The following is a 26,316-nucleotide window of genomic DNA, read 5'->3' on the forward strand; positions in this document are numbered from 1 at the left end:
CAGTCCCTCCGCCTACCCAAGGAATCTTGCTGGGGCCGAGAGTAAAGCGCACTTCTGAAATTGCAATACCTAGTCTAATAAGTAGCCCCATAGTATGTTGCTTGTTCTTGGCGCCAGTCTTCACAGAAGGTTTAAGTTAAAGTAGGTTAACGGACCGAATGAGCACAAACGGGAGGATGAAATGAGAATTACATTCGCTTCGAGACGTGCATCCCAAGCCGAAATGGCCGTTCGGAGAAATACTGGTGTCGTTGCGCTGATTACAGCGCTCCTGATTGGAAGTTGCGGATCAGCCCTTGCCGCCGGCGGAAGCGTGCTGGCTGATTCCGGCGCAATGGAGGGAAAGCACTTCCACCCCAATGGCAAAATGCCCTCGCAATTCACGATCGACTTCCAGAACGGGCAACGCAAGACGCTCCCGTTCGATGATAAGCGCGACTTCGAAGAAGCCAAGAAGGGGTTCATCGCGGCCCCGCCCTATAAGCAGATCATGGCTGAGGCCGGTAATGTGGCCTGGGATATGCAAAGTTACGAGTTCTTGCTTCAGGGCAAGGATTTCGACAGCATTCACCCCTCGCTGCAGCGTCAGGCTATCCTAAACATGGCGTACGGCCTTTATGAAGTCGTTCCAGACAAGATCTACCAGGTCCGCGGCTTCGATCTCGCTAACATCAGCTTCGTCAAGGGTGACACCGGCTGGATCGTTTTTGATCCGCTAACGACGAAGGAAACCGCCAAGGCGGCGCTCGATTTCATAAGCGAGAAGTTGGGAGCACGCCCGGTCGTGGCCGTCGTCTACTCGCATTCTCACGCAGATCACTTTGGTGGCGTGCGCGGGGTTGTCGATGAAGCCAATGTCAGGAGCGGCAAGGTGCACATCCTTGCCCCGATTGGGTTTATGGAGCATGCGGTTGCCGAGAACGTTTACGCGGGCAATGCTATGACCCGGCGCATGTTCTTCCAGTATGGCGTTCTGCTGCCTCGCAGCCCATTCGGTCACGTCGATCAGTCGATCGGCAAGAACACGGCCGCCGGCAACGTAGGTCTAATTGAACCCACCAGATACATCGCCGACGATTTCGAGGAATTAACCATCGACGGCGTGAGGATGGAGTTCCAGAACACGCCCGGGACCGAAGCGCCGGCCGAGATGAACACTTACTTTCCAGATATAAAGGCGTTCTGGGCCGCGGAGAATATTACTGGCACCATCCACAACATTTACACGTTGCGGGGTGCGCTGGTGCGCAATCCATTGGCATGGTCCAAGCATATAAATGCAGCGCTCTATCGCTATGGTCAGGAAGCGGAGGTGATGTTCGCCTCACACAGCTGGCCGCGTTGGGGCAACGACCGCATCCAGGAAGTGATGCGCACACAGCGCGACGTCTATGCGCACCTCAACAACGATGTCCTCCACCATGCAAACAAGGGGGTGACGATCAATGAAATTCACAACGTCTACAGGCTGCCCAAGAGTCTGCAGAACCAGTGGGCAGCCCACAGCTACCATGGGTCGGAGGAGCATAACAGCCGTGCGGTGATCAACCGTTACCTCGGCTACTGGGATGCCAATCCCGCTACGCTCATCCCACTATCGCCTCGCGACTCTGCCCCGCTCTATGTCGAGATGATGGGGGGCGCCGACAAAATAATGGCCAAGGGCAAGGAGTTGTACGATCAGGGCAAGTATCTTGCAGCGATGGAGATCCTCAACAAGCTCGTCTACGCCGAGCCTGAAAACCGCGCCGCCAAGGACCTGCTGGCAGACGTCTACGAGCAGATCGGCTATCAAAAGGAAAGCCCCAGCGTTCGAAACAGCTTTCTTGCAGCTGCCTACGAGCTGCGCTCGGGAGTGCCCGGGGGCGCATCGCCCAAATCGGGTCCCGACGTGATCCGGGGAATGTCGACCGGGCTGTGGCTCGATTTCCTTGGCATCAGTATGGATTCCAAGAAGGCCGAGGGAATGCAGTTCACGATCAATCTGGTCACGCCGGATAATGGTGAGAGCTACGCAATTGAAATGAGCAATTCGACGCTCACCAACATCAAGGGTCAGCTTGCGAAAAAACCGGACCTGACCCTCACGCTCAATCGTTCCGACCTGGAGCAGGTTATGAGCGGAAAAGCGACGTTCGACGAGTTGCTCACAGCTGGAAAAGCGAAGTTTGATGGAGATCGGAAATTCTTCGACCAGCTGAGGAGCACTCTAGTCAGGTTCACCACTGACTTCGAACTGATCCCGGGAACAACCGAAAGCGCGCCTTCAGCGGAGAGGGACCCCTTTGCGGCGGATGAACCGGCCGATTCCTCAGGCGGTTGACAATGTAGTCTCAGCCCCACGCGTGCTGCGTGGGCTGAGGTTAACCTGAACGTGAATTACGCGATTGGCACGATACCGTGGCAAACGCCAGATTGCATGGCACGACCCTGTGCGCCGTCAACGAGGCCTTTGCGAGAGAAAACCTGAGCTTCAGTCGCTGCCATCCACGTCCTTTGGTGCGCTGCTCAAACTAGAGCGTCGCGTCAGTCATGGCGGGCAACATTCGATCGGCGGCAATTAGCATGCGGATTCCGCGAAGTAATACCAGCGAGCGCTGATTGCGACTCGTTTGGGATTCCCAAATCGGCTGATTTCTGACTCATTGTGTCAAACGGAGATTTGGCATGACGAGAGCGATTTCGTTGCGTGGAGACTTTGACGGGCCTGCGCTGAGGCGGCTGGCGAAGAAGTCAAAGGATGCGGCCCAGGTTCGGCGGCTGTTGGCGCTGGCTTCGATTTATGATGGCGGCTCGCGGCAGTATGCATCCGAGATCGGCGGCGTGCGGCGATCCAGATTTTCTTCGTGCGATTGCCGAAAGCGTCCTGCAAATGATCATGGAGGCCGATGTTGATGGGCTGATTGGAGCCGGACGCTACGAGCGTGGCGAAAGCCGCCAAACCTGGCGCAACGGCTATCGTTACCGACGGGGCCTTCCTTTTTCTATCATTCTAGAAATTGACGCACCTCAGGCCGGTTCTTTTGGAAGGTGTAGGGAAACCCAAGCCGGCCGGATTGTAATTCAACCGTCGATAGATGAAGCCCTCGTCAAGCTGGTCTCTCAAAGCCATCTCTGCGTCAAGAATGAACCGCGTTTGACTTCCGCCTCATTCCTCAGTCGCGCCAGACGATCGCGTGTGGCGATCTGCATTTCGAGTTGTGCCTCGTAGGCATTCAGCAACATTCGAGCGACTTTGGTCCTGACGCCTTGAGCTGGCAATCTTTCGACCGCTTGCCGTTGCATAGATACCTCGCCGGCAGCCTCCTCGACATGCCGCTGGGCAAGGCGCAAATGCCTATTGATCATTGTCAGATCAAGTCTGCTCGAAGTCCGTCCAGGATGTCGGATCATTCTTGCACCCACGGTCACAAATGAAGGCTTGGGCGGTCGACATGGCACAGTCACCGCAGCGTGGCTGCGGAGAAATTGGTTCCAGAGAGGGCAAGTGCCTAGCCGACAGGGCCTAAGCGTCAGAAACGTGGGGTGCGGGAAAATGTTCCGCCATGGGACTTCAGTCCCCTCACCCCCGCGCAAAAGTCCTACTCCTCTGGGCCGGCTGATCCAGTCGCACTAGATTCCCCTTAGCCTGTGGGGCTCGCCTCCCCACTGGCAGACAACGACACCAGAGCGGCCTTCGTCCCTTCAGCTAGCTCTGGTGCCGTTGTCTCCGTCGCCATGGAGGCATTTAGATGTACGAACGACACCGCCACGACCAGCCGGAGCGCAAATTTTCCACCGGGCTTCCGTTCGGGTGCTGCTGCGACCTGGATGGTTTCGGATTGGCGCCTGTTCTCACCATGTTTGATCAGGCTCGAAGCGCAGCATCCTCTATGGATGTCAGCGCGCCTTCGCAGGCGTCCCATTTCTGATGGAAGACATGTTGTCAGCGGTTGAGGGTTTGTCCATATCTCATGGCAACCGCCATTGGGCGAAAATTGCCGCACGCCGCGTTTCAGAAATCGTGGAGCGCTGGAAGAAGACGGGTTGGATCATCCTCGGAAGATGAGTGCGATCTTTGCGTTCGTCTCGACCGCGAGGACTACATCTGAATGGGGACTTCTGACCAAGCGTTCCTGCTCCTGACGAGTTTTCCGAGCTGTCGTGCCAAGAGACCTGGGATGTGATCCTCTTGGCCCACGACACTGCCGGAGGCCTTAGAACATAAATGAGGGATATGGTGGGCCCGGCAGGACCGGAGCCGACGGCCTTAACCATCGAGTTCCCTCCCAGCAGAGAACCTCTGAGGGCAACCGATCGATCAAGCTCTGGTCTGGACGAATCTCCGTACAAACTTTGGCGCTGTGAGGGAAGCAGGTCTGAGTCGTCGACGCCGGCAATGTTATATTCCTATCCAGTTATCGCCGGTTCGTATTTTCGTATCCCTTCAAATCGAGGGATTGATAGTTCGCAATCGAGAAGTCGCCTTACGATCCATCTTCGGACTTTTTTGAAAGCCACGCTCGCGAAGGATGTCGGCAAAGCTGAGTTCTATCTGCCGCATCCCGTGGGGGCGCAGTCTGCTCAATCACGGAATGCAACGCGCCCGAGGACGTGCATATAGTAAGGCCCGTCTCAGACAATCTATGGCGCAACACGAAGCGCGCCTTTCCGGTTCACTCGTCAAAACATGAGTTCGACCACTCTGTTGGGTGGAGGCTGAAATACCTAGCCGAGTTGTTCGTAAAAGCTTAACCAATCGAAAAAGCACCAACTTCTGAGGGTTGCCCGAGGCGCGTTTGCGCACAATCTTCTTTACGCAGCCGGAGCCATGGACAGAGCCGGGACTGCGCTCTGGCGTTTGTCGTGCTCGGCAACGTAGTGAGTGGGAACGGTTGGCATGCTCCTGAACCATCGCATCACGCGCATCACCGTCGGCATCCTGCTTCTGACGCTTGCTGTCGTCGTGCTCCTGCCTGGACTGACCGGCTTTACCAGCCTCGACGGCACCGTGAATGCCCGCTTTGCCGTCATCAACGCACCGATTGACGGGGAAATCGGACAAGCGCCGCCACGCATCGGCACGCCGGTCGCCGAAAACGAGACGCTTCTGACTATCCGCAACGAACGGGTTAATCGGGCGATCCTTGCTTCCCTGCAAGCGGAAGGAAAAACGGCCGCCGATCGCGTCACGGCGCTGGAGCGTGAACGGGACGAACTCGTCGCCTTGCGCAACCAACTCGCCCATCGGCTGGAGCAATTCAAGAACGCCACCATTGCCAGTCTGGAGCGCGAACTTCGCATAATGCAGAAGCGGGTGGAGGTGTCGCGTGCCCAGGACGTCGTTGCAAGGGTAGACCTAGATAGACGGCAGGAACTGGAATCTAAGGGGATATTCACGCGCAAGATGGTCGAGGCGGCAGCCGCCGCCGGCGCGGCCACGGGCGGCGAGGTCGAGATCAGCAATTTGTCGCTCGATCTTCTCGAACAACGGCTGATGGCCCTGCGTGAGGGGATATTCATCGTCGGCGATGGTCAAAACGACGTGCCCTATTCGCGCCAGCGTCAGGACGAGGTGATCGTTCGCATAAACGACATCAACACCCGCATTGTCGAAAACAGCACGCGCGCCGACCAGATTGAACGGCAGCTGGAGGAAGAGGAGAAGCGCGTTCGCAGTCTCGAACAGGCAGAAATAGCGTCGCCGTTCAGCGGGGTGGTGTGGACCCGCAACGTCGTCAACGGCTCCAATGTCATCCTCAACAACGAGCTGTTGCGCATCCTCGATTGCCGCGAACTGTTCGTCGATATTCTCGTTCCTGAAGTCGATTACGACGAGATCTATCCGGGCCGCGAAGCGGAAGTGCGGCTTCTGGGCCGGAGCGAAGTCTTCAAGGGAAAGGTGCAGGCCGTAAAAGGCTCATCCGCCGTCGTCGAGAAAGACAATCTCGCCGCCAAGGAGCCGGAGGCCAAGGAGCGCGACGCGAGAATCCGCGTTCAACTCCTCCCCTCGGCTCTCAACACCGATTTCGGCAATTTTTGCCAGGTGGGGCGGTCCGCCCAGGTCCGCATCTCTCGGCACAATCTGCAATTGACACAGTGGATCAAAGGGCTGTGGTTCAACCTCTTCTAGCGCTCGCGCCCACATTGCTGGTGATCGCCTTCTTCCTGCTTGGGCCATCGAACTGGTCGCGGCATCAAAGCTGGGCGCGCACCATCACTTGCGCGGTCGTTGGGGCGGTCGCATTGCGCTACATGGTCTGGCGCCTCTTCGAAACCGTCCTTCCCTATCCCGCTGATGGCGCGAACGTCTGGTGGGTTTGGATCGTCTTTGTCATCGAGCTCCTTGCCTTCACGGAGGTCGTTCTTTTCCTCATTCTGATGAGCCGATACGTCGACCGCAGTCGCGAGGCGGACCGTTTGGGAAAGACGTTCTTCGCGCGCGAGGCGCAGGATCTGCCGACAGTCGATGTTTTCATTCCAACCTACAACGAGCCGCTCGATGTTCTGGAGCGCACGATTGTCGGGGCTTTGGCGCTCGACTATCCGAAGGACAAGTTCAAGGTTTATGTCCTCGACGACGGCCGGCGTGATTGGCTGAAGACCTTCTGCGCAGAGCGGGGCGCGGTCCACCTGACCCGGACGGACAATGCGCACGCGAAAGCCGGGAACATGAACAATGGGCTGCGCGCAAGTTCGGGCGATTTCATCGCCATCTTCGACGCAGACTTTGTTCCCTATCGCCATTTTCTCAAGCGCACCTTGCCGTTCTTTTCGGACGAGGGGATCGGGATTGTCCAGACCCCGCAGCACTTCTTCAACGTCGATCCGGTGCAATCGAACCTGGGCCTGGAGAACATCTGGCCGGACGAGCAGCGCCTGTTCTTCGACGAGATCGCGCCCAGCCGCGACGTCTGGGACGTCAGCTTCTGCTGCGGTTCGTGCTCGATCGCCCGCCGCAAGGCCGTCGATGCGATCGGAGGCTTCCCGACGGAGTCGATTACCGAAGACCTGTTGACGACGCTGTCGATGCTTAACAAGGGATACAAGACCCGCTACCTCAACGAACGGCTGTCGATGGGATTGGCAGCCGAGAACCTGACGGGCTATTTTGTTCAGCGGGAACGATGGTGCCAGGGCGGCATCCAGACGCTCTATCTCCACAACGGTCCGTTGCGTGGACCGGGCCTGTCGTTGTTCCAGCGGATCATGTTTCTCCCCATGTCCTGGCTGGTTCAGTACGTGGTGCGCCTGATCGTGTTGATCGTGCCGATCGCCTATCTCTGGTTCGGCGCCTTGCCGCTGCACTTCACGGGCGTTGCCGACTATGTTTCAAATCAGCTTCCGGTGCTCGCGGCCTATTTCCTCCTGATGCTCTGGATAACGCCGACACGTTATCTGCCCGTGGTCTCCAGCGCGGTCGGGACCTTCGCGACGTTCCGCATGCTGCCGACGGTTCTCTCCAGCCTCGTGCGGCCCTTCGGCAAGCCGTTCAAGGTAACCCCGAAAGGCACCGGCAACGAGGCGAACAGCTTTGACGCCTACACGTTTACCTGGATTGCCGCATTCATCGCCGTCACGGCGCTCGGACTTCTGATCAACCTCGTGCCGGAAACGGCGCAGGTCCAAGGGTCGTTCTCGGCGATCGGAGCCGTCTGGTCGGGGATCAACATCGTCGTCCTCGTCATCGCGTCGCTGATCTGTTTCGAAAAGCCGCGTCGACTTTTCCAGGCTTTCAAGCTCGATGAGCCCGCCAATGTCGACGGGACGCCGGGGCGCGTGGTCAGCCTCTCGCTCGACAAGGCGGTGGTCGCGGTTCCGCCGGAGGTGCGCTTCGAGTATGCGCAGGTGACCCTCAGGCTCGACGGTTTCGAGCCGCTGCAGGCTGATCTGAGGCAAGTGACGCAGCGGCGCGGCGACATATCGCGTACCGGCGACAAGCGGCGCTTCTATCTTCACCTTTACTACGACCTCAACGGCAAGGAACGCGACAAGATGATCGTCAAGCTCTATACTGGCCGCTATTCCCAGGACATTCCTGATATCGACAAGGTCGCGGTTTCCGTGAACCTGTTGCTACGTGCCTTCGGTCGCACCCGTACCGTTTCGTAACCGCAGCTCAATCGGTGCTTATGACTCGCGAATTGCGAAAGCCTCATCGGGCGGAAATGGCGCAGTGTTCATGTATGCGCTCGAATGATCGCATATTGTATCGACTGGCACCTGCCAGCTTCCCCGGGTCTCGCCGCTCTTTTGATGACTGAGTGTTGGTCGTTTAGCGCTAAGTATGGTGGTATGGTGGGCTCGGCCCGACTCGACCCTGAAAGAACGAATTCGATCGTCCGGGGTTGAATGATTCGGGTCGTAATCGAGCGCATCAACGACGTTGCTCGCCTGGTCGATCGGACTAATGGGGCGAGCTTAGCCGGAATCCCTTAGGCCGCCACTTCGCCGATCAGTGAACCAGCCGGGATGTTCCATTCTTTGCTGAGCTTTCTAATCTGATCCAGATTAATTTCCCGTTTTCCGTTCAGAAGATCGGCCGCCCGCGCTTTCGAACCAATGACCGCCACGAGATCGGCCCGCGTGTAGTTGTTCGCAGCCATCACTGACTTGACCACCTCAACAGGGCTCGCCGTCGGGATTAGATAGTGCTTGCCCTCGTACTGTTCGATCAGAAGGACGAGCGCGTCAAAGTGCGCAGCTTCCTCAGAGCCTTCTTCGGGTTCGTCTTCGAAATATGGCCGAACTTCCTTCAGTGCGGCGTTGTACTCGGCCTCACTCTGAAGCGTCCGAAACCCTTTCAAATCCAACATGTCTTTCCTTTCACGTCAGAGTTCTTGACGTCGATCGCATCGTACTGGGCGTGCGTCCCGACAAACAGGACGAAAATCCGCTTGGACCGAAATGCGACCAGCCCCACAATGCGGTACTTGTTGCCGCCGACGTCGAAGATAACCTTGTTGCCGGCCACCAGATCAGCTGAGTTAAATGTCTTCTTTAACCCGCTAAAATTACTCCAGCTCGCCTTCGATGCGGTAGTATACCATTCCGTCATTGCGGCTCGCGCGGTCTCTCTGGGGACGCCTTTCGGCAAGCTATTCCAAAAGCTGACCAGCGCAGATTTAGCGATAACGTTCACTTGAGTCCCTATTTAACGAATTCCAATTTGGAAACAAGCACAAAGTTTCCAATTTGGGAATTTTGTTGCGAGTCATTTTTTGATATGTTCCAGTCAACGCTGAATGCAAATCTCGGGCAGCACTGTCTGACATACCTTCGAATGCGGGTCCAACTCGGAAAACCCGCCATCCCTTTGGCCGCCAGCGATCAAGTTCACTTATGGGGCTTGGTCGCCTTCACCATCTTTGGGACCTTCCGCGAAACCTCCTCAAGCGTCGTCATAACCCGGTTCACCTGCGAGAGCGTGGACGTCAGCTCAGGAGCATATCGGACAATGAGATACTCTTGAGCTGAGGAGAGCGTTGCCAGGTGCGCCAGCGTGCGCTTGCGCAACACAAGTCTTGCGGCCCCCGCTCTTCGGGCCGGCTCGCCAAGGTCATGTTGGAAGTTGTGGATCGGCTCGTCATCGAGGCCTCTCGCCTGAAGAAGAGCATCGAGATAAAGCTCGACGACATGAAGAGCCAGCAGCCTTTGCGGAAGATGGTTAGGACCGGATGGGTTCTCACCCAGCTTGACGGCGGCGGCTTTGTATTGCGTCGCCAGGTTCAAAACGTCTCGCACGCCCGTTGATTAGCCGAGGTCCATGTTGCTAGATCTCCCCCTCAGAGTGAAACTGCGGGCGGGTTCCGACCGCGTCGGCAGTCGTTCGTGACGGTACTGATCGTCTCGCGCACCGTTGATCCGGATGAGGTCCTTCAACAGGGTTCGCAGCTCTGGCCAGGGGGCATCCTCGAGTTTGAGGTCCGGGTCATGCGTAACGATCAGGCAGTGAAGCTTTGCGGCGACTTCGATCACCGAGGAGACCGGTGCAATCAACAGCACCCGCCCCACTCCCGATCACGCATTCGCCACCCTCCGCCCGGCCGATGCCGTCGAGATCTCGCCGGCGACAAAGCTCGCTAGGGCTGTATGACGAGCGCTCCTGGATTGTTTCGACGGGAAGTAACCGCTTTGCCCCGCCAGACCCGGACGTCCGGCCGCTCGACACCGATAGCGGCTACCACGGCCCGTTGCCTCCAGCCCTATTCGAAGAGGTGAAGCGTCGCTTTGCCGGGCTCGCGCGCATCCAAATACATCAGGCGACCCCGCGTGGTTCCTAAATGCGATTTGTTCCTGCAAGCAAAATGGCGCATCGCATGGCGTTCCGGAAAAGACGGGAACCCATCCGGCAACCATCGGTTCGACCGCGCCTTGCGCCGGAATATTGATGCCGTAGAAATGAACGACTTTCTAGACCGCCGTAGCTAACTTCAATCCTGTAGGGCCCAGTCGGCCACCTCCCAGCGCATCTGGCCACGGTCGGCGACGACACGGCCGAGCCCTGGGAAGGGCATGTGCGTGGCGGCGATGAGTGCGCCTTCCGAAGCGGCGCGAGGGAAAAAGCGGTCGCGCATTGCCTTGGCCGCTGCCCGGTCCTGCTCGAACAGGAAGAACACGTCGGTCGCCCCCGGATGCACGACCGGAAAGATCATGTCCGAGGCCATGATGAGGCTCTTTCCGTCATCTTCGACCCGCACGCCGATATGGCCGGGTGTATGGCCGGTCAGGTCGACAATTGAGACGCCGCGCACAATTTCGCGTTCTCCGTCAATCGCCTGGAGTTTCGGGTAGAGGCGCACCACCTCCTCCGCCATCTTAAAGCTGGTTTGCAGATAGTCGGGCGCGCCCCTGCGCTTGGCCGGGTCGGTCCAATGGGTGACGTCGCGACGATCGATGTAGAGCTCCGCCTTTGGGTAGTTGTTCTTGCCTCCGGCGATCAGACCGCCCATGTGGTCCTGATGCATATGCGTTACGATCACCGCGTCGATCTGGTCAAGCTGCAGGCCAAGCGCACCAAGCGCCTGCGGCAGTTTGCCGGTCTGACCGATCGAGCCCGCTGCACCGGCATCGATCAGGATGCGGCGCTCGCCATCATCGATGAGATACTGGTTGAAGAGGAACCGCACCCCGCTCGGCCGGGCGGTGAACTGAGCGACTGCCGCCTCCTCCACCTGGGCCGGCGCGCGTCCGGGAAAATAGTCGAAGGGCATATCGGCGTACCCGTCTGTCAGCGCCGTCACCGTGAAGCGACCGATGCGGATCTGCGCCAGCGGCGTAATGCTGACCGGCGTGTTGGGGGTATTCTGCGCGGCGGCAGGGGCCGGTGCGCCACTGATCAGTCCTCCCCCGAGGAGGCCGAGAGGAAGAGCGCTTGCAAAGGCACGACGTGAAAGTTGAGGCATGACGTCTTTCTCCTGATCATTGGCAATACGGGAGCCGGCCGGCGTCGGCTGGATCGACGCAAAAGCTAGGATATCCGAAAGCAATAGGGTATCCTTCCATTTCTGGAACTTTCCTCTCAGTTTCCGGAAGGATACTATGGATCGGTTTGAAGCGATGTCGGTGCTGCTGGCGGTGGTGGACGCCGGCAGCCTCTCGGCTGGATCGCGGCGATTGCATGCACCGCTCGCCACGGTCAGCCGCAGGGTCGCGGATCTTGAGAAACACCTTGGCGTGCGCCTGGTCGTGCGCACCCGCCGCGGCCTCTCCTTGACGGATGAGGGGCGCAGCTTCGTCGCCGCGTCACGTCGTATTCTGGAGGAGCTGGACGCGGCGGAGCGGCAGGCCAGCGGCGATTATGGCGCGCTGCGTGGAGGGCTGCACGTGACCGCACCGATTGCCTTCGGCGAGCGCCATCTGCTGCCAATAGCTCTGGAGTTCCTGAAGGAGCAACCCGATATCAACCTGCGTCTGACCCTCGCCGATCGTCAGCTAAGTCTGGCGGACGAGCACGTCGATGTGGCCCTGCGGATCGGACACTTGGCGGACAGCGCGCTTATCGCAACGCGCGTCGGCGCCGTCCGACGGGTGATCTGCGCGAGCCCCGACTATCTTGCCCGCCGAGGCGCTCCGCTTCAGCCGGAAGACCTCAGCCACCATGATGGCATAAGCTTTCAGGGCTTTGCGACCGCGCCGGAATGGCGCTACCGCCGGGACGGCGCGGCCTTTGCCATCGAGCCGCGCCCCAAATTCGCGGTCAATACGACGGAGGCTGCCATTCAGGCTGCAATAGCCGGTATCGGCATTATCCGCGTGCTGTCTTACCAGATCTCCGATCAGTTGCGCTCCGGCGCTCTGCACGAATTGCTGACGGACTTTGCACCGGAACCGCTACCTGTGAACGTTATCCATGGACCAGCCGATCCCCTGCCGCTGAAGGTGCGGTGCTTCCTCGACTGGATCGTCCCAAGCCTACGTGCTCAGCTGGCTTACTAGCGTCCCGCTTCAGGCGCACCCCGTTGATAGCAGTGAGGCGCACCGGTGCGAATGCTGCAAGGTGCGGCTGTCCTTCCCTAAGTGCCTAACATGTCTATGCTCCGCAGCGCATCCTCAATATCTCCTTCGGCCTAGGTTAGGCCGCTTGGAAAACGTATGTGAGCGCTGAGAGGGGCCGTCATTTCTTTGGCGAAGACGTCTGGCGTGTGATCGTTCGGTCAAAAGCTCACGCGCGCGCCAATCTTCCCGCCGCCCGAGCGCGAACCATCGCCCTCGACGTTAAACAGCAGTGAGAAGTCGATATTCCAGTTGTCGTGGTTGGAGAGAGTGAGCCCGGCGGAGATCCTCCCGAACAGGCCTTCGCCATCAAGCGAGGCAAAGCCGATATCCGCGCCGATCGACGGTGATAGCGTTAGTCCGTTTTCGAGCCCCAGCGTTCTCTCGACATCGAACCCGACGCTGAAGCGGGCTTGTTCCTCTATGAAGCCCTTGAGATCGATTGTTTCGCCAAGGGAATTGGAGACGGAATAGTCCTCTGTCTGCAAGACACGCTCCGCCGAAGGCGGACGCTCTTTCTGGCGACGCGCTCCGATCCAATCTTCGATTACGGTTTCAAGGCGGCCAGGAGGGCTTTTGCCGTTTCGCCAGATGAGGCGGGATTCTGGCCGGTGATGAGCCGGCCATCGACGACCGTGTGGACGCCCCAGTCTTTAACCTTCGAGAAAACGGCGCCGAGACCGAGCAACTCATCTTCTACCAGGAAGGGCACGACCTCCGTCAAACCGACGGCCGCTTCCTCGGAATTCGTAAAGCCCGTGACCTTTCGCCCATTTACGAAAGGTGTGCCGTCCGGGTTCTTGACGCGGTGCAGAACGCCGGGTGCGTGGCATACAAGGGCAATCGTCTTGCCCGCCGCAATGAAGGCTTCGAGCAGCTTGATCGAGTTTCCGTCCTCGGCGAGATCCCACATCGGACCGTGACCGCCGGGATAGAAGACGGTGTCGAAGTCCCCTTGGTTGACGCTGTCGAGGCGAACCGTCTCGGCGAGCTGGGCCTTGGCTTCCCGGTCTGCCTTGAAACGCCGAGTGAGGTCGGTCTCAAACATCGGTTCATCGCTCTTCGGGTCGAGCGGCGGTTGGCCGCCCTTGGGTGAGGCAAGGGTGATTTCGGCTCCGGCATCCCTAAAGACGTAATAGGGAGCCGCCAGCTCTTCGAGCCAGAACCCTGTCTTCTTGCCGGTGTTACCGAGGGTGTCGTGCGAAGTGAGGACCATTAGGACTTTCATGGATCATATCCTTTACACTGGAGGCGTAGATTTGAAGTCCGATCAGCCGCGTCGGCTTCTCGATGCACTGATATTGGCATCGCAATGATATTTGGGAGATCTAGGTCTCACAATCCAGCTTTCCATCTCGATGATGGACGAAGGAGCGAGAACTTCAACGCGTTGATGGGCGGCGATAAATCGCCGCCCAGGTGGCCGAAAGGCCGGTGCGCTCTTCAGGTCTGACCGTTGCGGGCGTCGACCGGCAGGTTGGCTGCAGTGCCATCCGCACGCGCCAGGACGAAATTGTCGAAGTTGGCGATCGAGGCGCAGGAATGGTTGGGGAACACGCGCACGCGACTGCCGAGCGGCAGGGGGCGCCCGGAATGGGGGACGAACCCGTGTTCCTCGGACAGTCGCTCGAGCGTCCACAGGCCGGTTTCGCCATCGCCTTCGGCGCTGACGACGGTGCCGAACCCTGCGCCACCCATGCCATGTGCGCCGCGATCGGAGCTCATGGACTTCGAACCAGCGTCGATGATGAAGTGCGCGTCGTTCGACGCGACGACCCGGGCGACGACTGAAAGCGCGAGGTCGTCGGCGGTACAGATGCCAAGCCGAAGGGCGGTGCCGTCCAGAAAGACGTAGTTTCCGGGACGGATGCAATCGACTTCCCGGGGCAGCGGTGCACCGACGCAAGTCGGCGTTGCGCCGACGGAAATGCAATCGACGGCGAGCCCGCGTTGCCGAAGCCTCTGGGCGATACCGAAGAGGGCCTCGGCCTCGTCGTCGGCGATCTTGGCCAGGGCATGGGGCTCCGGAGCCCCGTAGGCATGTCCGGCGTGCGAAAGCAGTCCGGCAAATCGCAAACCGGGGGTGCCGGCGATGCTTGCGCACAGTTCAGGCGCTGCCGGGTCATCGGGTTTGAGGCCGACGCGGCCGAGGCCAACGTCGACCTTGAGGAACACGCCGATCTCGATGCCGTGCCGGCTGGCGGCCTGCGACAACGCATGGACACCTGTTTGGCTCGCCGCAATCGTGCGCAGTTCCACGCCCCGCGCCTTGACCGCAGGCAGAAGGCGATCGAGCGACGCCGCGTGGACGATGGGATAGGCCAGGATGATCGACGCAATCCCGGCTTCGGCAAAGATAAGCGCTTCGCTGGGCTTGGAGGCGGTGATGCCGCGCGCACCAGCGGCAAGCTGCTGCCGGGCGATGTGGAGGCTCTTGTGCGTCTTCACATGCGGAAACATCGCCACGCTGGCTGCATCGGCGCGCTGCTGCATGGCCTTGATATTGCGGGTGAGCCGTTTCTCGTCGACCTCGATATAGGGTGTCGGTCGGTCGGCGGCCGCTGGACGCAGGAACATTGCGGCCGTGGTCCCGCTTGTGCTGTCGCGGATATCTGTCGACGCCATGCCGGCAGCGCTCGCAGCCGGTTGCGTCACTTCGAAAGTGCTCATGTTGGGATACTCTGATCTGGAACGGGGTATAGCGGCTATGTCAGGCGGTTGCGACCTGGCGCACGTAGTGGGTCGATGAGATCTGCCGCATCGGCAGTTCGCGAGGCACGAAGTCCGGCGCACGCACCGCGCTTGGAATTTCGTCGGACATCGGCTGGCGCCCTTCCGGACGGCGCGTCGGATCGGCAATCGGCACGGTCGATAGCAGCTTGCGGGTATAGGGGTGCTGCGGATTGCTAAACACCGAGCGGCGATCGCCCATCTCGACGATTTCGCCGAGATACATGACCGCAACGCGGTGAGCGATGCGCTCGACCACCGCCATATCGTGGCTGATGAACAGAAGAGCGATCTGCATCTCGCGCTGCAGGTCCATGAGTAGGTTGATCACCTGCGCCTGGATCGTCACGTCGAGCGAAGCGACTGCTTCGTCGGCGACGATGAGACGCGGGTTGAGCGCAAGCGCCCGGGCGATACAGATGCGCTGGCGCTGCCCGCCGGAAAATGCATGCGGATAGCGCTCGAGATGCTCAGGCGAAAGCTCGACCTTTGCCAGAAGTTCGGCAGCGCGGGCGCGCATGTCCCCGGTCGAACCAAGCTTGTGGACCCGCATCGGATCCATCAGCGATTGCTCGATCGTCATGCGCGGGTTGAGCGAAGAAAACGGATCCTGGAAGACCATCTGCGCTTCGCGCCGAAATCGCGCGAGGACAGGGCGCGGCGCGCCGATCAGTTCGGTTCCATCAAAGCGGATGGAGCCAGAGCGCGGTCGATCGAGCTGCATGAGCGAGCGGGCGACCGTCGACTTGCCGCAGCCGGATTCACCGACCAGCGCCAGGGTCTCACCGGGAAAAATGTCGAAGGAGACGTTCTCCACCGCATGCACCCGGCCGGAGACGTGGCCGAACAGCCCGGCCTTGAGATCGAAGCGCGTCACCAGGTTTCGCACCTCGACGAGCGGGCGAGGGGATTGCGTCATATGAGCCGGCGCGTTCATTCTGTCGCCTCCGCGGGCTGCCGCTCCGGTTCGAACACCAGCAGCGGAAATTTCTCCGGCGCATCCTTGTCGGCCATGCTGCCGAGGCGCGGCACGGCGGAAATCAGGGCGCGTGTATAGGCATGCTTCGGCTTGGCGAAGATGTCGTAAACCGATCCCGTCTCGACGATTTCACCCTTGAGCATCACACAGACCCGGTCTGCGACTTCCGCGACGACGCCCATGTCGTGGGTAATGAACAGCACCGACATGCCGATTTCGTGCTGCAGGGCGCGAACCAGATCGAGGATCTGCGCCTGAATGGTCACGTCGAGCGCGGTCGTCGGCTCGTCGAGGATCATCAGCGACGGGCGGCAGGCGAGCGCAATAGCGATCATGACGCGCTGGCGCATGCCGCCGGAGAGCTGGTGAGGATACTGGTCGAGCCTGCGTTCCGCATCGGGCACACGTACCAGCTTGAGGGTGTTGAGCGCGATCTGGCGCGCTTTCTCGGGTGCCTTGTTCTGGTGATGGATCACCGCTTCGGCAATCTGGTCGCCGACGGTAAAGACCGGGTTCAGGCTCGACATCGGGTCCTGGAACACGATCGAGATGTCCGCGCCACGAAGGGCTTCGACCCGCTTTTCCGACAATGTCGCGAGGTCGGCGACCTTGCCGTCCTTCAAGCGCATCAACACCCGCCCGCCGGTAATCGCCGCGCCATCATACTCGGTTAAACGCATGATCGTCATGGCGGTCACCGATTTGCCGGATCCAGACTCGCCGACCAGAGCAACTGTCTCGCCGCGCGCGATGCGGAAGGAGACGCCCCGCACCGCGCGCAGCTGTGAGCGGGTGCCGGCCGCGAAGGAAACCTCAAGGTCTTCCACGGATAGGATGACATCCTCGGGCAGTTCAGGGGGCGCGGATTTAGACAGGAACATCAGCACATGGACCCGATTTCGAGGGGACGTTGCCCTATCAGGTCTCGCAACGGGGTTGCATCCTGTCAATATGCTCGGGTGGCGGAGAACTCCCTGCGAGGCAGGCCGTCAGTGCCCGGGCGGCACGCAACCGGCTTTTGTCCGTGCCGCAAAACCGAGTGAAATCAATGTGTCACGAATGTGGCAATCGAAACTATGCGCTTTCTGCATCGTGTCGCCTGTCTTCGCATATGGCCTCGGTCAGGCGATTTGGGTCATCACCGTGCCTCAGGCGGCGTCGATGCCGGCATCGAATCCGTTCTTGTACTGTGGCAATGCCGCACACTGCTTGAGATGCTGCCACAACCCATCGCTGTCGGCGCTACCAGGGCCGGCGCGCCTGAAGATACGGATCTCCATTTCGAGCGACATCTGTGGTCCGCCGATCTGGACGAGGCGGCCTTGGCGCAGGGCTTCCGCCACACAGATCTGCGGCAGCCAGGCGACGCCACGCCCGGCGACGGCCATGTGCTTCAGGCCATCGGCGAGGCCCGACTGATAGACGATGCTGAGATTGAGCGGCCGGCGCCAGCGCGACTGGATCAAGGTCGCCAGCTTGCCGATGTAGCCGTCGCTCCAGGAATAGGCGAGATAAGGGATCTCCGTGCTTTCGGGTCCGTCGATGTCGAACAGCGGTCGGCCGCTCTCGTCGGCTCCCGACACCAGGATCAGCCTGTCCTTGCCGATCTGCAGGGATTCGAACGGGCCGCCTTCCAGCACCGGCGGGCCATCGGGATGCACATAGGTGATGGCAAAATCGCACTGGCCCGAACACAGATGATCGATGCTTTCAAGGAAGTCGGCGGCATGCATGCTGGTGCGAAGCGGTATCCGCGATATCAGCGGCGAGCCGATCCATCTCGGGAAGAAGTACATCGCCAGCGTATGCAGCGAGGTAAATGTCAGCATGGCCGAGCTTTCGCCGGCGACATTGCGGCAATCGGTGCGCAGCCTGTAGGCCTCACGCACGAGACGCTGGCAACCCGGAAGGAACATCGTTCCCGCCCGTGTCAGTTGCACGGGATAGGTGCTGCGGTCGATCAAGTCCGCGCCGATCCAGTTCTCAAGCGATTTGATGCGGCGACTGAAGGCCGGCTGCGAAATGTTGCGCGCAGTCGCCGCCGTCGAAAAGTTCCGCGTGGCGGCAATTTCGAGAAAATCTTCAAGCCATTGCAGTTCCATGCCGGCCCTCATGCGTGATTTGCATAGTCTATCCTAATTACACATTGGACAGACCTGCAAGCGCTCTTCTAGCCTCCCCTATAACGAGAAGAAAACTTCCGCCTCCACCAAATGGGAACAACGATGAAACGCACCTTAGCCCTCGCTCTGTGCCTGGGGCTCGGTATCGCGGCTGCGCCCGCTATGGCCGAGACCAAGAACCCCGGCACTTTAGTCTTCATGTGGACCGACGACATCCAATCGTTCGATCCGGCCTATATCGCCAACACGCCGAGCTCTTACGGCGCTCTCAACATCTACAGTCGGTTGTTGAACTTCAACGGCTCGAAGATCTCCGAGTTCGTGCCGTCGCTCTCGACCGAAGTACCGTCGCTCGAAAACGGCCTCATCAAGCAGGCGGCCGATGGCTCGGTGAGCTATACCTTCCCGATCCGCAAAGGCGTTTCAGCCCACAAGGTCGGGATCAAGGGCGCCGACGGCAAAGTCACCTGGGAATACTACGACAAGCTGACTGACGCCCAGAAGGCGACGATCGAGCCGGGTTACGGCCAGATCACGCCCGAAGACGTACGCTATTCGTTGCTGCGCGCCATTCTTCAAGGCCAGTCCTGGATGTCGAACGCGATCACCGAGGTGATCACAGCCGGCAAATATACCGACATCGCCAAGTGGGTTGAGGCCGAAGGCGAGGTGAAATCCATCAACGACGCCAGCCCCGAGATCCTGCGCAAGGTCTATGACCAACTCGCGTCGCAGATCGTCGTCGATGGCGACAATGTCACGCTCAAGCTGCCCAAGTCGTTTCCGGCCACGCTTGGGGTGATCGCGCTGCCCTTCGGCACTTCGGTCGTCGACAAGGAATGGGTTGCATCGGTCGGCGGCTGGGATGGCTCGGGCGACACCTGGAAGGCCCACTACCGTCCGGAACTCGGCGCCAATCCGCTGTTTGCGGAAGAAAATGGCACCGGGCCGTTCATGCTCGAGGAATGGGACCGAACCGACCGGCGCATCACGTTGAAGCGCTTCGACAATTACTTCATGGGCCCCGCCAAGCTTGAGCGCGTGGTCATGCGCACGGTGCCGGAATGGACGACGCGGCGCCTGCAGCTTCTGTCCGGTGACGCCGATTTCGTCACGGCACCCGTCGAGTTCATCGATGAACTCAGCAAGACTGAAGGCGTCAAGGTCATTGACGGCCTGCAGAAAGTGTTCTCGCGCGGCATCTTCTTCGCCTGGCCGCTCGACGACAACGACAATCCGGCGATCGGCAGCGGCAAGCTCGACGGCGCCGGCATTCCGCCGGACTTCTTCGCCGACATCGACGTGCGCAAGGGTTTCAACTACGCCCAGAACTACGACGCGCTGCTCACCCAGGTGCTGCTCAACAAGACCGTGCAGTCTCGTGGGCCGACGGTTCGCGGCATCATGGGTTACCGCCCGGATTCACCTGTCTACAGCTACGATCCCGCCAAGGCCGAAGAACACTTCAAGAAGGCATTTGACGGCAAGCTCTGGGATACCGGCTTTGCCTTCACCGCCTATGTGACCGAAGGCAACCCGCAGCTGACGGCGGCACTCTCGGCGCTGCAGCAGGGGCTGTCGCGCATCAATCCGAAGTTCAAGATGCAGATCCAGGCTCTGCCGTGGGCGTCCGTTTCGGACAAGCTCAACAACCGCGAAAAGCCGGCAGCACCCTTGACGGTGATGGGTTGGGGTCCTGACTATTCCGATCCGGGTGGTCCGCTCGGTGCCGCCAGCTATTACCTCTCGCCCACGGGTCTCGTCGGCGGCATGGTCGGCCAAGGTTATCGCGACCTGATGGCGGAGAAGTTCAAGCCGCTCCTGGATGAAGCCTGGGCATCGGTCGATCCGGCGGTTCGCGAGCCGATCTACGCCAAGCTGCAGGAGATGTCGTACGAATACGCCACCACCCAGTTCCTCTGGGAAGATTTCGGCTACGTCGTCACACGCAGCAATATCGATGGTTATGTCGACAACATGATCCTCTACGGTGCGTGGGACTTCTACCCGGTCACCAAGGCCAACGATTGATTGGCCAGGGCTGCCGGGTGGCGATCCCGCCCGGCAGCCCTTGTTTCATTTTCCCTGAAATCGGAACGTGTGAACCGTGCTGAATTACGCACTCAGACGACTGATGATGCTGCCGATCGTCCTCTTCGCGCTGTCGTTGATGATCTTCGCGCTGCAGATGTCGCTTTCGCCGACGCAGAGACTGGCGGCCTATGCGCCGTCGCCCGACTATCTCAAGGGTGGTCAGGAGAGCATCCGTCGGATGATCGAGCAGTACGGGCTCAACGATCCCTTCTACATTCAGTACGGCCGCTGGATCGGCGGCGTTCTCAGCGGCAATCTCGGCTGGTCCGAGACCGCCCGCCAACCGGTGTCGACGGCGCTGATGTCGCTGTTTCCGGCGACGCTGGAGCTGGTCGTGCTGGCCTTCGTGCCCTGTCTGCTACTCGCCGTCTACCTCGGTTCGCGCGCCGGCATCTATCTCAACCGCTGGCCCGACCACGTCATCCGCATCTTCACCATTCTCGGCTGGTCCTTTCCGGTTTACGTCTTCGGCCTCTTGATGCTGCTGATCTTCTATTCGGCGCTTGACTGGTTTCCGCCCGGCCGGCTCAGCCAGTGGGCGCAAACCGTGGTCAGCTCCGGCGATTTCGTGCGCTACACCGGCGCTAATACTATCGACGCGCTGCTCAACGGCAACCTGGCGATCTTCGGCGATGCACTTCGTCACCTTGCGGCGCCCGTCATCACGCTGACCTATGTCAACGTCGCCAGCATGACGCGGGTGATGCGCACCTCGATGCTGGAAACGCTGCGCCAGGACTACGTACGCACCGCCCGCGCCAAGGGCCTGCCGCGCCGCGTCGTCGAATTGCATCACGCCAGGCGCAACGCGCTTCTGCCGCTTGCAACCATCGCCGGCATGGAACTCGCCGTGATGATGGGTGGCGTGGTCATCACCGAGACCATCTTTGACTACGCCGGGCTCGGCCAGTTCGCCGCCAAGACCGCTGCCAATCTCGACTTTCCCGCAGTTCTCGGCTTCGGCCTCTATTTCGCGGTCGTGCTGGTGCTGATGAACCTGGTCGTCGATCTCATCTATCCGTTGCTTGACCCGAGGGTGAAGACGCAATGAAGTTTCTTCGTTACCTCGCACGCAATCCGGTGTCGCTGTTTGGCGTCGTGATCCTGCTCGCTTTCGTGCTGATCGCCGTCTTCGCTCCCGTCTTGGCCCCGCCACAGAGCTTCCAGCTTTCGCCCTACGACACGCCGCGCGCGGGTTTCCTGGCGACGCCGCAACCGCCTTCGCCGGAGGCGGTGTTTGGCACGACCCAGGGCCAGTACGACATCTTCTATGGCGTCGTCTGGGGTACGCGCACGGCATTCAAGATCGGGCTCGGGGTCGTGGCGATCTCAGTGCTGATCGGCACGGTCGTCGGCGCTGTCGCGGCCTATTACGGCGGCGTCGTCGAGGAAGTGCTGATGCGCATCGTCGACGTGTTCATGGCCGTGCCCTTCCTGATCGCCGCCATGGTGCTGACGGCTTTGCTCGGCAAAGGCATCGTGCCCATCACGATCGCGCTGACGACGTTCGGCTGGATGAGTTATGCCCGCATCGTTCGAAGCGAGATCCTGAGGATCCGCGAGATGGATTATATCCACGCAGCCAGGAGCTACGGCGCCAGCGATCTCAGGCTGATCGTCCTGCATATCCTGCCCAACGCCATGTTCCCGGTGCTGGTTCTCGCGACGATGGCGACCGGTTCCATGGTGCTGTCCGCCTCAGCGCTCAGCTTCCTCGGCGTTGGCACCGAAGAAGGTTATGCCGACTGGGGCCAGTTCATCGCCTATTCGCGCAACTGGATCGTCGGTCAGCCCGGCAATCCCTTCCAGTTCTGGTACACGCTGGCCTTCCCCGGCGCGGCCGTCTTCCTCTTCGTACTGTCGTGGAACCTCGTCGGCGATGCGCTGCGCGACATGCTCGACCCACGCCACGCCCATTGAGACCCAATCCCTTACGACCAAGGAGCATTTTCCATGTCCTCTCTGTCTGCTGCTTCCATCGAGCTGTTCGAGGATCTGATCCGGTACGAGGTCGAGGACAAGGCGATCCCGTCGATCTCCTACGCCCTCGTCGACCGAGACGGTATGCTTGCCGAAGGCCATGTCCAGCGCCATGACCGCCATTTCGACATGGGCAAGGACACGTGCTTCCGTATCGGCTCGATCACCAAGACCTTCACCTCGCTGGCGATCATGCAACTGGTCGAAAAGGGCCTTGTCGATATCGATGTCGACGTCTCGACCTACCTGCCCGGATTCAAGCCGGTGAACCCGTTCGCCGGCGCTGAAGGCGGGCCCTACGGCTCGGTCATCAGCCTGCGCAAGCTGATGACCCATACGGCCGGGCTCGTGCGCGAACCGAAGAGTGGCCACTATCTCGACGCGACCCGTCCTCCGCTGGAGGACACGGTCGACGAGCTTGCCAGCTCGACCTTGAAGCAGGATCCGAGCCTCGGGGTGATGCATTACTCCAACGCCGGTATCGCCGTCGTCGGTCGGGTGATCGAGGTCGTCACTGGCCAGAGCTATTCCGACTATGTCGCTACCAACATTCTGAAGCCGCTCGGCATGGACAGTTCCTCCTGCGGCATGGCGCCGGGCATTCGCGAGCGGCTTGCGCCGGCCGACATGTGGACGCTCGACGGCGATACGCCGGCGCCGGTGTTCAGCCTTGGCGGCTCGCCGGCCGGCAACATCTTTTCCACCACCGGCGATATGGCACGCTACGCCCAGTGCCTACTGCGCGGCGGCTTTGACGCTGCCGGCAATTCGATCATCTCGCCGGCGTCGCTGCGCGAGATGTGGACACCGTTCGGCAAACGTCCGGCCGGCCACGACAAGACGCTCAACGGGTATGGCCTGTGCTTTGGTTCCGGTGACGTCGACGGCTGGACCTCGGTCGGCCATGGTGGCGCTGTCTATGGTTATGCTTCGCAGATGATGCTTTTGCCTGCCGCCGGCGTCGGCGTGCTTATTTTTGCGACCCTTGATTTCGCCAACCAGATTGCCTCCCGGCTTGGGGTCGACGGCGTGCGCATCGTTCTTGCCGAGCGCAAGATGGGCACGATGCCGGAGCGGACACAGCGTCCGCCGGAGATCTCCGAAGCGCAGTTCAAGGCCTTGCCGGGCTATTACCGCGACGACGCCACGCAGGAGATCGTCGAGGTCAAATCCAAGGACGGCAAGGTCTACCTGATGGGCGAGGGCGTTCCGCACCGGATCCGTCCGGTGGCGGGCAACGATTTCGTCATCGACGGTCGCATCTACGGGCGCGGCGCGGACTATGCCCATATGAACCTCTCCTTCCCGGCAGCCGGCAAGCTCGCCTGGCGGGATACAAGCTGGACACGCATAGAGACGCCTGAGGACGAGACTGTGCCCGACGCCATTGCGCCGCATCTCGGCGAATACGGGCCGGACTTCAACATCACCTACCTGACCTACAGCCATGGCGGCCTGAAATGCCTGATCGAGTACTTCTGCACGCACACATGCGAGCCGGTCGAGGAGGGACGCTTCCGCATGCATGGACGGCTTTACGAAGACGAGATCCTCGAACTTGATGCCGTCGACGACAACGGCAAGCGCGGCATTCGCGTCGGGCCGATGTTCCTGGAGCGACGCAGCCCGTCCCAGGCCGAAGCGGCGTGACCATGACCGCTCCAATCAAGATGGAGTCACCTCTTGGCGCCCGCATGTTCATCGGCGGGCGCGAGGTCGACTATTATTGCGGCACGTCGTACTTCTGCCTGCATGGCCACTCCGAAGTGATCGAGGCGGCCTGCGAAGCGACGAGGCGCTACGGCATGGGGCCGGGGACGCTCGCCCATATGCAGGTCTATGCCGATTTGCAGGAGCGGTTGCGCGACTGGTTCGGCACAGACGAGGTCGTCTACATGATTTCCGGCTACACCAGCCCCATGGTGTTGCTGCAGGGGCTGCGCGACGAATTCGATGTCATCCTCATGGATTGCGCAACGCATTACAGCACCCGCGACGCGATCCCGACGCTCGGCAAACGGGTTCATGAATTTCGGCATGCCGATCCGGAGGATCTTGCTGCGCAACTGTCGTTGCATGTGAAGGCGGGCGAGCGGCCGGCAGTGCTGACCGACGGTGTCTTTCCGTCGTCCGGGCGGTTGGCGCCACTTGGGGATTACCGGCAGGCCATGGCCCCCTATGATGGTGCGCTGCTCTGCATCGACGATTCCCACGGTGTCGGCGTTCTTGGTGAGACCGGCCGCGGATCGCTGCAGCACGCGGGGCTCGAAGGCGAGGGCAACTATCTCGCCGGCACGATGAGCAAGGCGTTCGGCGCGCTCGGCGGCATCGTTCCCGGTAGTGCGGATCTGGCCGCCAAGATCGCGGGCAATGCGATGATCATGCGTGGTGCCTCGCCGGCGCCACCGGGTCTTGCAGCCGCTGCAGCCGCATCGTTGCGCGTTCTGCAGGCGACACCGGAAAAGCGCGCCAACCTCGTTCGCAACGTCAAGCATATGCGCAGCGGGTTGCGGACCCTCGGGTTCGACGTTGCCGACACGCCGGTACCGATCGTCACCATCAAGGGCGTCACCAACCTCGAACAGCTGCGCGATCGTCTGGCGGAGCGCGACATCATCGTCAGGGTGCAGCAGCCTGGTGGTTATTCCGACGCGTCAGATGTTGCGACCATGCGGCTTGCGGTGTTTTCCGAGCACACGGCCGATCAGATCGAACGGCTCCTGCAGTCGATGGGCGAACTTCTCTAGACCTGCGTGTGGAGTTCTCAGAGACGTTGGCGTCGGCGAGAACTCCGCGCTAGCGACCGTGCACGCACGCCTGCTCGTGAGGGAGTTATCCATAACCGATTGAAATCTCGGGAGTTAGGCGATTCTTGCATGGAGTTTTGCCCAAATTGAATTGGCCTGTGGCGGCGAGCTGCACCAATGTTCCGTTAAACGACATGCAAATCGCCGATCACCGGTCAGACGTGCCTCGCCGATAACCAAGTCTGCCAAAGTGGCCGCTGAGGCCCCCGCGGTTGGCGGCGCCCATCGCGTTGGTTGGCCTTCGCGATGCCTGCCTGAAACGACCGCATCTATCCCGCTCTTCCCGATTTGACCGATAGAGGAACCCACCCATGAAAGTTTTCATCTCCGCTGACATCGAAGGCACCGCAGGCATCGCGCAATGGGACGAAGCCGAGCGCACCCATTCCGACTGGACCGAATTTCGCGCCCTGATGACCGCCGAGGTGGTCGCTGCCTGCGAGGGCGCGCGTGCCGCCGGTGCGACGGAAGTCGTGGTGAAAGACGCCCATGACAGCGGTCGCAACCTCATCCTCGACCGCCTGCCGGACTATGTCCGCATTGTGCGCGGCTGGTCCGGCCATCCGGATGCGATGATGTTCGGCCTCGATGCCGGCTTCGCGGCCGCGCTCTATACGGGCTATCACTCCAAAGCGGGCAGCGAGGCAAATCCGCTCGCCCATACCTCCACGATGCGCATCTCGCGCCTGCTTTTGAACGGAGAGGTCGCCTCGGAATTTACCGTCAACGCGCTCTGTGCCGCCGGTTACGGTGTACCGTCGGTCTTCCTTGCCGGCGATGCCGGTATTTGCTCTGAGGCGCGGGCGATGGTGCCGGGGCTGAAGTCCGTGGAAACGCTGGAGGGTAAAGGTCGTTCGACGACGTCGATCTCGCCTGCTTGGTCGCGCCGGCTTATTCGTGAAGGCGTGGCAGAAGCGCTGTCCGGCGATTTCACTCAGGTGCTGCCGTCCAGAGCCGAGCGCTACGAAGTGGTGATCGAGTTCAACAATCCGACAGATGCCTATCGTGCCGGCTGGTATCCCGGTGCATATGCGCACGGTCCTCGCGCCGTCGCCTTCAAGCATGCGGATTTTGCGGAGATCCTGCGAGCGCTGGTCTTCCTGAAAGCCTGATCAAGGGCGGGTCCCGT

General features: G+C 60.4%; 19 protein-coding genes and 3 pseudogenes. 12 read left to right on the plus strand and 10 right to left on the minus strand.

Going from position 1 to position 26,316, the window contains the following annotated elements; translation table 11 throughout:
* Positions 1 to 181 precede the first annotated feature (181 nt).
* The 5 genes and pseudogenes from AC3WVQ_RS28945 to AC3WVQ_RS28965 all read left to right on the plus strand — a co-directional run bounded on the left by AC3WVQ_RS28945 (position 182) and on the right by AC3WVQ_RS28965 (position 8,091).
* Complete coding sequence (locus tag AC3WVQ_RS28945) at positions 182 to 2,323, plus strand: alkyl/aryl-sulfatase (protein ID WP_492383355.1); 2,142 nt, start codon at positions 182 to 184, stop codon at positions 2,321 to 2,323.
* 50 nt (positions 2,324 to 2,373) lie between these two features.
* Positions 2,374 to 2,561 (plus strand): annotated as a pseudogene (locus tag AC3WVQ_RS28950) (IS21 family transposase); the annotation flags it as partial.
* A 221-nt stretch (positions 2,562 to 2,782) separates the two neighbouring features.
* Positions 2,783 to 2,969 (plus strand): annotated as a pseudogene (locus AC3WVQ_RS28955) (transposase); the annotation flags it as partial.
* Between the two features lie 1,910 nt (positions 2,970 to 4,879).
* Positions 4,880 to 6,112, plus strand: a complete 1,233-nt coding sequence (locus tag AC3WVQ_RS28960; protein ID WP_060585661.1) for an HlyD family secretion protein — start codon at positions 4,880 to 4,882, stop codon at positions 6,110 to 6,112.
* Positions 6,094 to 8,091: a glycosyltransferase family 2 protein gene (locus tag AC3WVQ_RS28965; protein WP_492383356.1), complete on the plus strand. Its 1,998-nt coding sequence runs from the start codon at positions 6,094 to 6,096 to the stop codon at positions 8,089 to 8,091. Before AC3WVQ_RS28960 ends, AC3WVQ_RS28965 begins: the two co-directional genes overlap by 19 nt.
* A 323-nt stretch (positions 8,092 to 8,414) precedes the next feature.
* On the opposite strand, the gene AC3WVQ_RS28970 is transcribed toward AC3WVQ_RS28965, so the two are convergent.
* The 5 genes from AC3WVQ_RS28970 to AC3WVQ_RS28990 form a co-directional block, all read right to left on the minus strand.
* Positions 8,415 to 8,795, minus strand: coding sequence for a helix-turn-helix domain-containing protein (locus tag AC3WVQ_RS28970; RefSeq protein WP_492383357.1), 381 nt, complete (start codon positions 8,793 to 8,795; stop codon positions 8,415 to 8,417).
* Positions 8,783 to 9,121, minus strand: a complete 339-nt coding sequence (locus tag AC3WVQ_RS28975; RefSeq protein ID WP_492383358.1) for a type II toxin-antitoxin system HigB family toxin — start codon at positions 9,119 to 9,121, stop codon at positions 8,783 to 8,785. Before AC3WVQ_RS28975 ends, AC3WVQ_RS28970 begins: the two co-directional genes overlap by 13 nt.
* 194 nt (positions 9,122 to 9,315) lie before the next feature.
* Entirely contained in the window at positions 9,316 to 9,711 is a 396-nt protein-coding gene (locus AC3WVQ_RS28980; RefSeq protein WP_255381797.1) for a hypothetical protein, read from the minus strand.
* A gap of 21 nt (positions 9,712 to 9,732) precedes the next feature.
* Positions 9,733 to 9,984 carry a hypothetical protein gene (locus AC3WVQ_RS28985; protein ID WP_246810496.1) on the minus strand — a complete coding sequence of 84 codons (252 nt, stop codon included), beginning with the start codon at positions 9,982 to 9,984 and terminating at the stop codon, positions 9,733 to 9,735.
* 428 nt (positions 9,985 to 10,412) lie between these two features.
* Entirely contained in the window at positions 10,413 to 11,384 is a 972-nt protein-coding gene (locus AC3WVQ_RS28990; RefSeq protein WP_113553787.1) for an MBL fold metallo-hydrolase, read from the minus strand.
* Between the two features lie 136 nt (positions 11,385 to 11,520).
* Here AC3WVQ_RS28990 and AC3WVQ_RS28995 point away from each other — a divergent pair, with 136 nt between their 5' ends.
* Positions 11,521 to 12,417, plus strand: coding sequence for a LysR family transcriptional regulator (locus AC3WVQ_RS28995; RefSeq protein WP_060517266.1), 897 nt, complete (start codon positions 11,521 to 11,523; stop codon positions 12,415 to 12,417).
* A gap of 218 nt (positions 12,418 to 12,635) precedes the next feature.
* Here AC3WVQ_RS28995 and AC3WVQ_RS29000 read toward each other — a convergent pair whose 3' ends face one another.
* From AC3WVQ_RS29000 to AC3WVQ_RS29020, 5 genes and pseudogenes are all read right to left on the minus strand, one after another.
* The gene (locus AC3WVQ_RS29000; RefSeq protein WP_089045265.1) at positions 12,636 to 12,962 is read right to left on the minus strand and encodes a hypothetical protein; all 327 of its coding nucleotides are present in this window, start codon (positions 12,960 to 12,962) and stop codon (positions 12,636 to 12,638) included.
* A 59-nt stretch (positions 12,963 to 13,021) separates the two neighbouring features.
* Positions 13,022 to 13,702 carry a type 1 glutamine amidotransferase domain-containing protein gene (locus AC3WVQ_RS29005; RefSeq protein WP_029742572.1) on the minus strand — a complete coding sequence of 227 codons (681 nt, stop codon included), beginning with the start codon at positions 13,700 to 13,702 and terminating at the stop codon, positions 13,022 to 13,024.
* Positions 13,703 to 13,917: 215 nt separating this feature from the next.
* The gene (locus AC3WVQ_RS29010) at positions 13,918 to 15,144 is read right to left on the minus strand and encodes an alanine racemase (protein ID WP_492383359.1); all 1,227 of its coding nucleotides are present in this window, start codon (positions 15,142 to 15,144) and stop codon (positions 13,918 to 13,920) included.
* 40 nt (positions 15,145 to 15,184) lie between these two features.
* Positions 15,185 to 17,064 (minus strand): annotated as a pseudogene (locus tag AC3WVQ_RS29015) (ABC transporter ATP-binding protein).
* Positions 17,065 to 17,331: 267 nt separating this feature from the next.
* Positions 17,332 to 18,285: a LysR family transcriptional regulator gene (locus tag AC3WVQ_RS29020; RefSeq protein ID WP_029742574.1), complete on the minus strand. Its 954-nt coding sequence runs from the start codon at positions 18,283 to 18,285 to the stop codon at positions 17,332 to 17,334.
* Between the two features lie 123 nt (positions 18,286 to 18,408).
* Here AC3WVQ_RS29020 and AC3WVQ_RS29025 point away from each other — a divergent pair, with 123 nt between their 5' ends.
* The 6 genes from AC3WVQ_RS29025 (at position 18,409) to AC3WVQ_RS29050 (ending at position 26,299) form a co-directional block, all read left to right on the plus strand.
* Positions 18,409 to 20,337: an ABC transporter substrate-binding protein gene (locus AC3WVQ_RS29025; RefSeq protein ID WP_492383360.1), complete on the plus strand. Its 1,929-nt coding sequence runs from the start codon at positions 18,409 to 18,411 to the stop codon at positions 20,335 to 20,337.
* A gap of 76 nt (positions 20,338 to 20,413) precedes the next feature.
* Positions 20,414 to 21,451, plus strand: coding sequence for an ABC transporter permease (locus tag AC3WVQ_RS29030; RefSeq protein ID WP_029742576.1), 1,038 nt, complete (start codon positions 20,414 to 20,416; stop codon positions 21,449 to 21,451).
* Positions 21,448 to 22,320 (plus strand): ABC transporter permease, encoded by an 873-nt coding sequence (locus tag AC3WVQ_RS29035; RefSeq protein WP_029742577.1) that lies wholly within the window; start codon positions 21,448 to 21,450, stop codon positions 22,318 to 22,320. The genes AC3WVQ_RS29030 and AC3WVQ_RS29035 overlap by 4 nt, the downstream gene beginning before the upstream one ends.
* Before the next feature lie 33 nt (positions 22,321 to 22,353).
* Positions 22,354 to 24,030: a serine hydrolase domain-containing protein gene (locus tag AC3WVQ_RS29040; RefSeq protein ID WP_492383361.1), complete on the plus strand. Its 1,677-nt coding sequence runs from the start codon at positions 22,354 to 22,356 to the stop codon at positions 24,028 to 24,030.
* A 2-nt stretch (positions 24,031 to 24,032) separates the two neighbouring features.
* Positions 24,033 to 25,127: an aminotransferase class I/II-fold pyridoxal phosphate-dependent enzyme gene (locus tag AC3WVQ_RS29045; protein WP_492383362.1), complete on the plus strand. Its 1,095-nt coding sequence runs from the start codon at positions 24,033 to 24,035 to the stop codon at positions 25,125 to 25,127.
* 371 nt (positions 25,128 to 25,498) lie between these two features.
* Complete coding sequence (locus AC3WVQ_RS29050) at positions 25,499 to 26,299, plus strand: M55 family metallopeptidase (protein WP_192439488.1); 801 nt, start codon at positions 25,499 to 25,501, stop codon at positions 26,297 to 26,299.
* Positions 26,300 to 26,316 lie beyond the last annotated feature (17 nt).

The organism is Ensifer sp. EB106-05-01-XG146 (genome assembly GCF_058791875.1).

Bases quoted from the DNA above. Each gene is read 5' to 3' on its own strand.
- AC3WVQ_RS28945 (WP_492383355.1), top strand. From the start codon at position 182: ATGAGAATTACATTCGCTTCGAGACGTGCATCCCAAGCCGAAATGGCC.
- AC3WVQ_RS28960 (WP_060585661.1), top strand. From the start codon at position 4,880: ATGCTCCTGAACCATCGCATCACGCGCATCACCGTCGGCATCCTGCTT.
- AC3WVQ_RS28970 (WP_492383357.1), bottom strand. From the start codon at position 8,795: ATGTTGGATTTGAAAGGGTTTCGGACGCTTCAGAGTGAGGCCGAGTAC.
- AC3WVQ_RS28990 (WP_113553787.1), bottom strand. From the start codon at position 11,384: ATGCCTCAACTTTCACGTCGTGCCTTTGCAAGCGCTCTTCCTCTCGGC.
- AC3WVQ_RS28995 (WP_060517266.1), top strand. From the start codon at position 11,521: ATGGATCGGTTTGAAGCGATGTCGGTGCTGCTGGCGGTGGTGGACGCC.
- AC3WVQ_RS29005 (WP_029742572.1), bottom strand. From the start codon at position 13,702: ATGAAAGTCCTAATGGTCCTCACTTCGCACGACACCCTCGGTAACACC.
- AC3WVQ_RS29010 (WP_492383359.1), bottom strand. From the start codon at position 15,144: ATGAGCACTTTCGAAGTGACGCAACCGGCTGCGAGCGCTGCCGGCATG.
- AC3WVQ_RS29020 (WP_029742574.1), bottom strand. From the start codon at position 18,285: ATGGAACTGCAATGGCTTGAAGATTTTCTCGAAATTGCCGCCACGCGG.
- AC3WVQ_RS29025 (WP_492383360.1), top strand. From the start codon at position 18,409: ATGAAACGCACCTTAGCCCTCGCTCTGTGCCTGGGGCTCGGTATCGCG.
- AC3WVQ_RS29035 (WP_029742577.1), top strand. From the start codon at position 21,448: ATGAAGTTTCTTCGTTACCTCGCACGCAATCCGGTGTCGCTGTTTGGC.
- AC3WVQ_RS29040 (WP_492383361.1), top strand. From the start codon at position 22,354: ATGTCCTCTCTGTCTGCTGCTTCCATCGAGCTGTTCGAGGATCTGATC.
- AC3WVQ_RS29045 (WP_492383362.1), top strand. From the start codon at position 24,033: ATGACCGCTCCAATCAAGATGGAGTCACCTCTTGGCGCCCGCATGTTC.
- AC3WVQ_RS29050 (WP_192439488.1), top strand. From the start codon at position 25,499: ATGAAAGTTTTCATCTCCGCTGACATCGAAGGCACCGCAGGCATCGCG.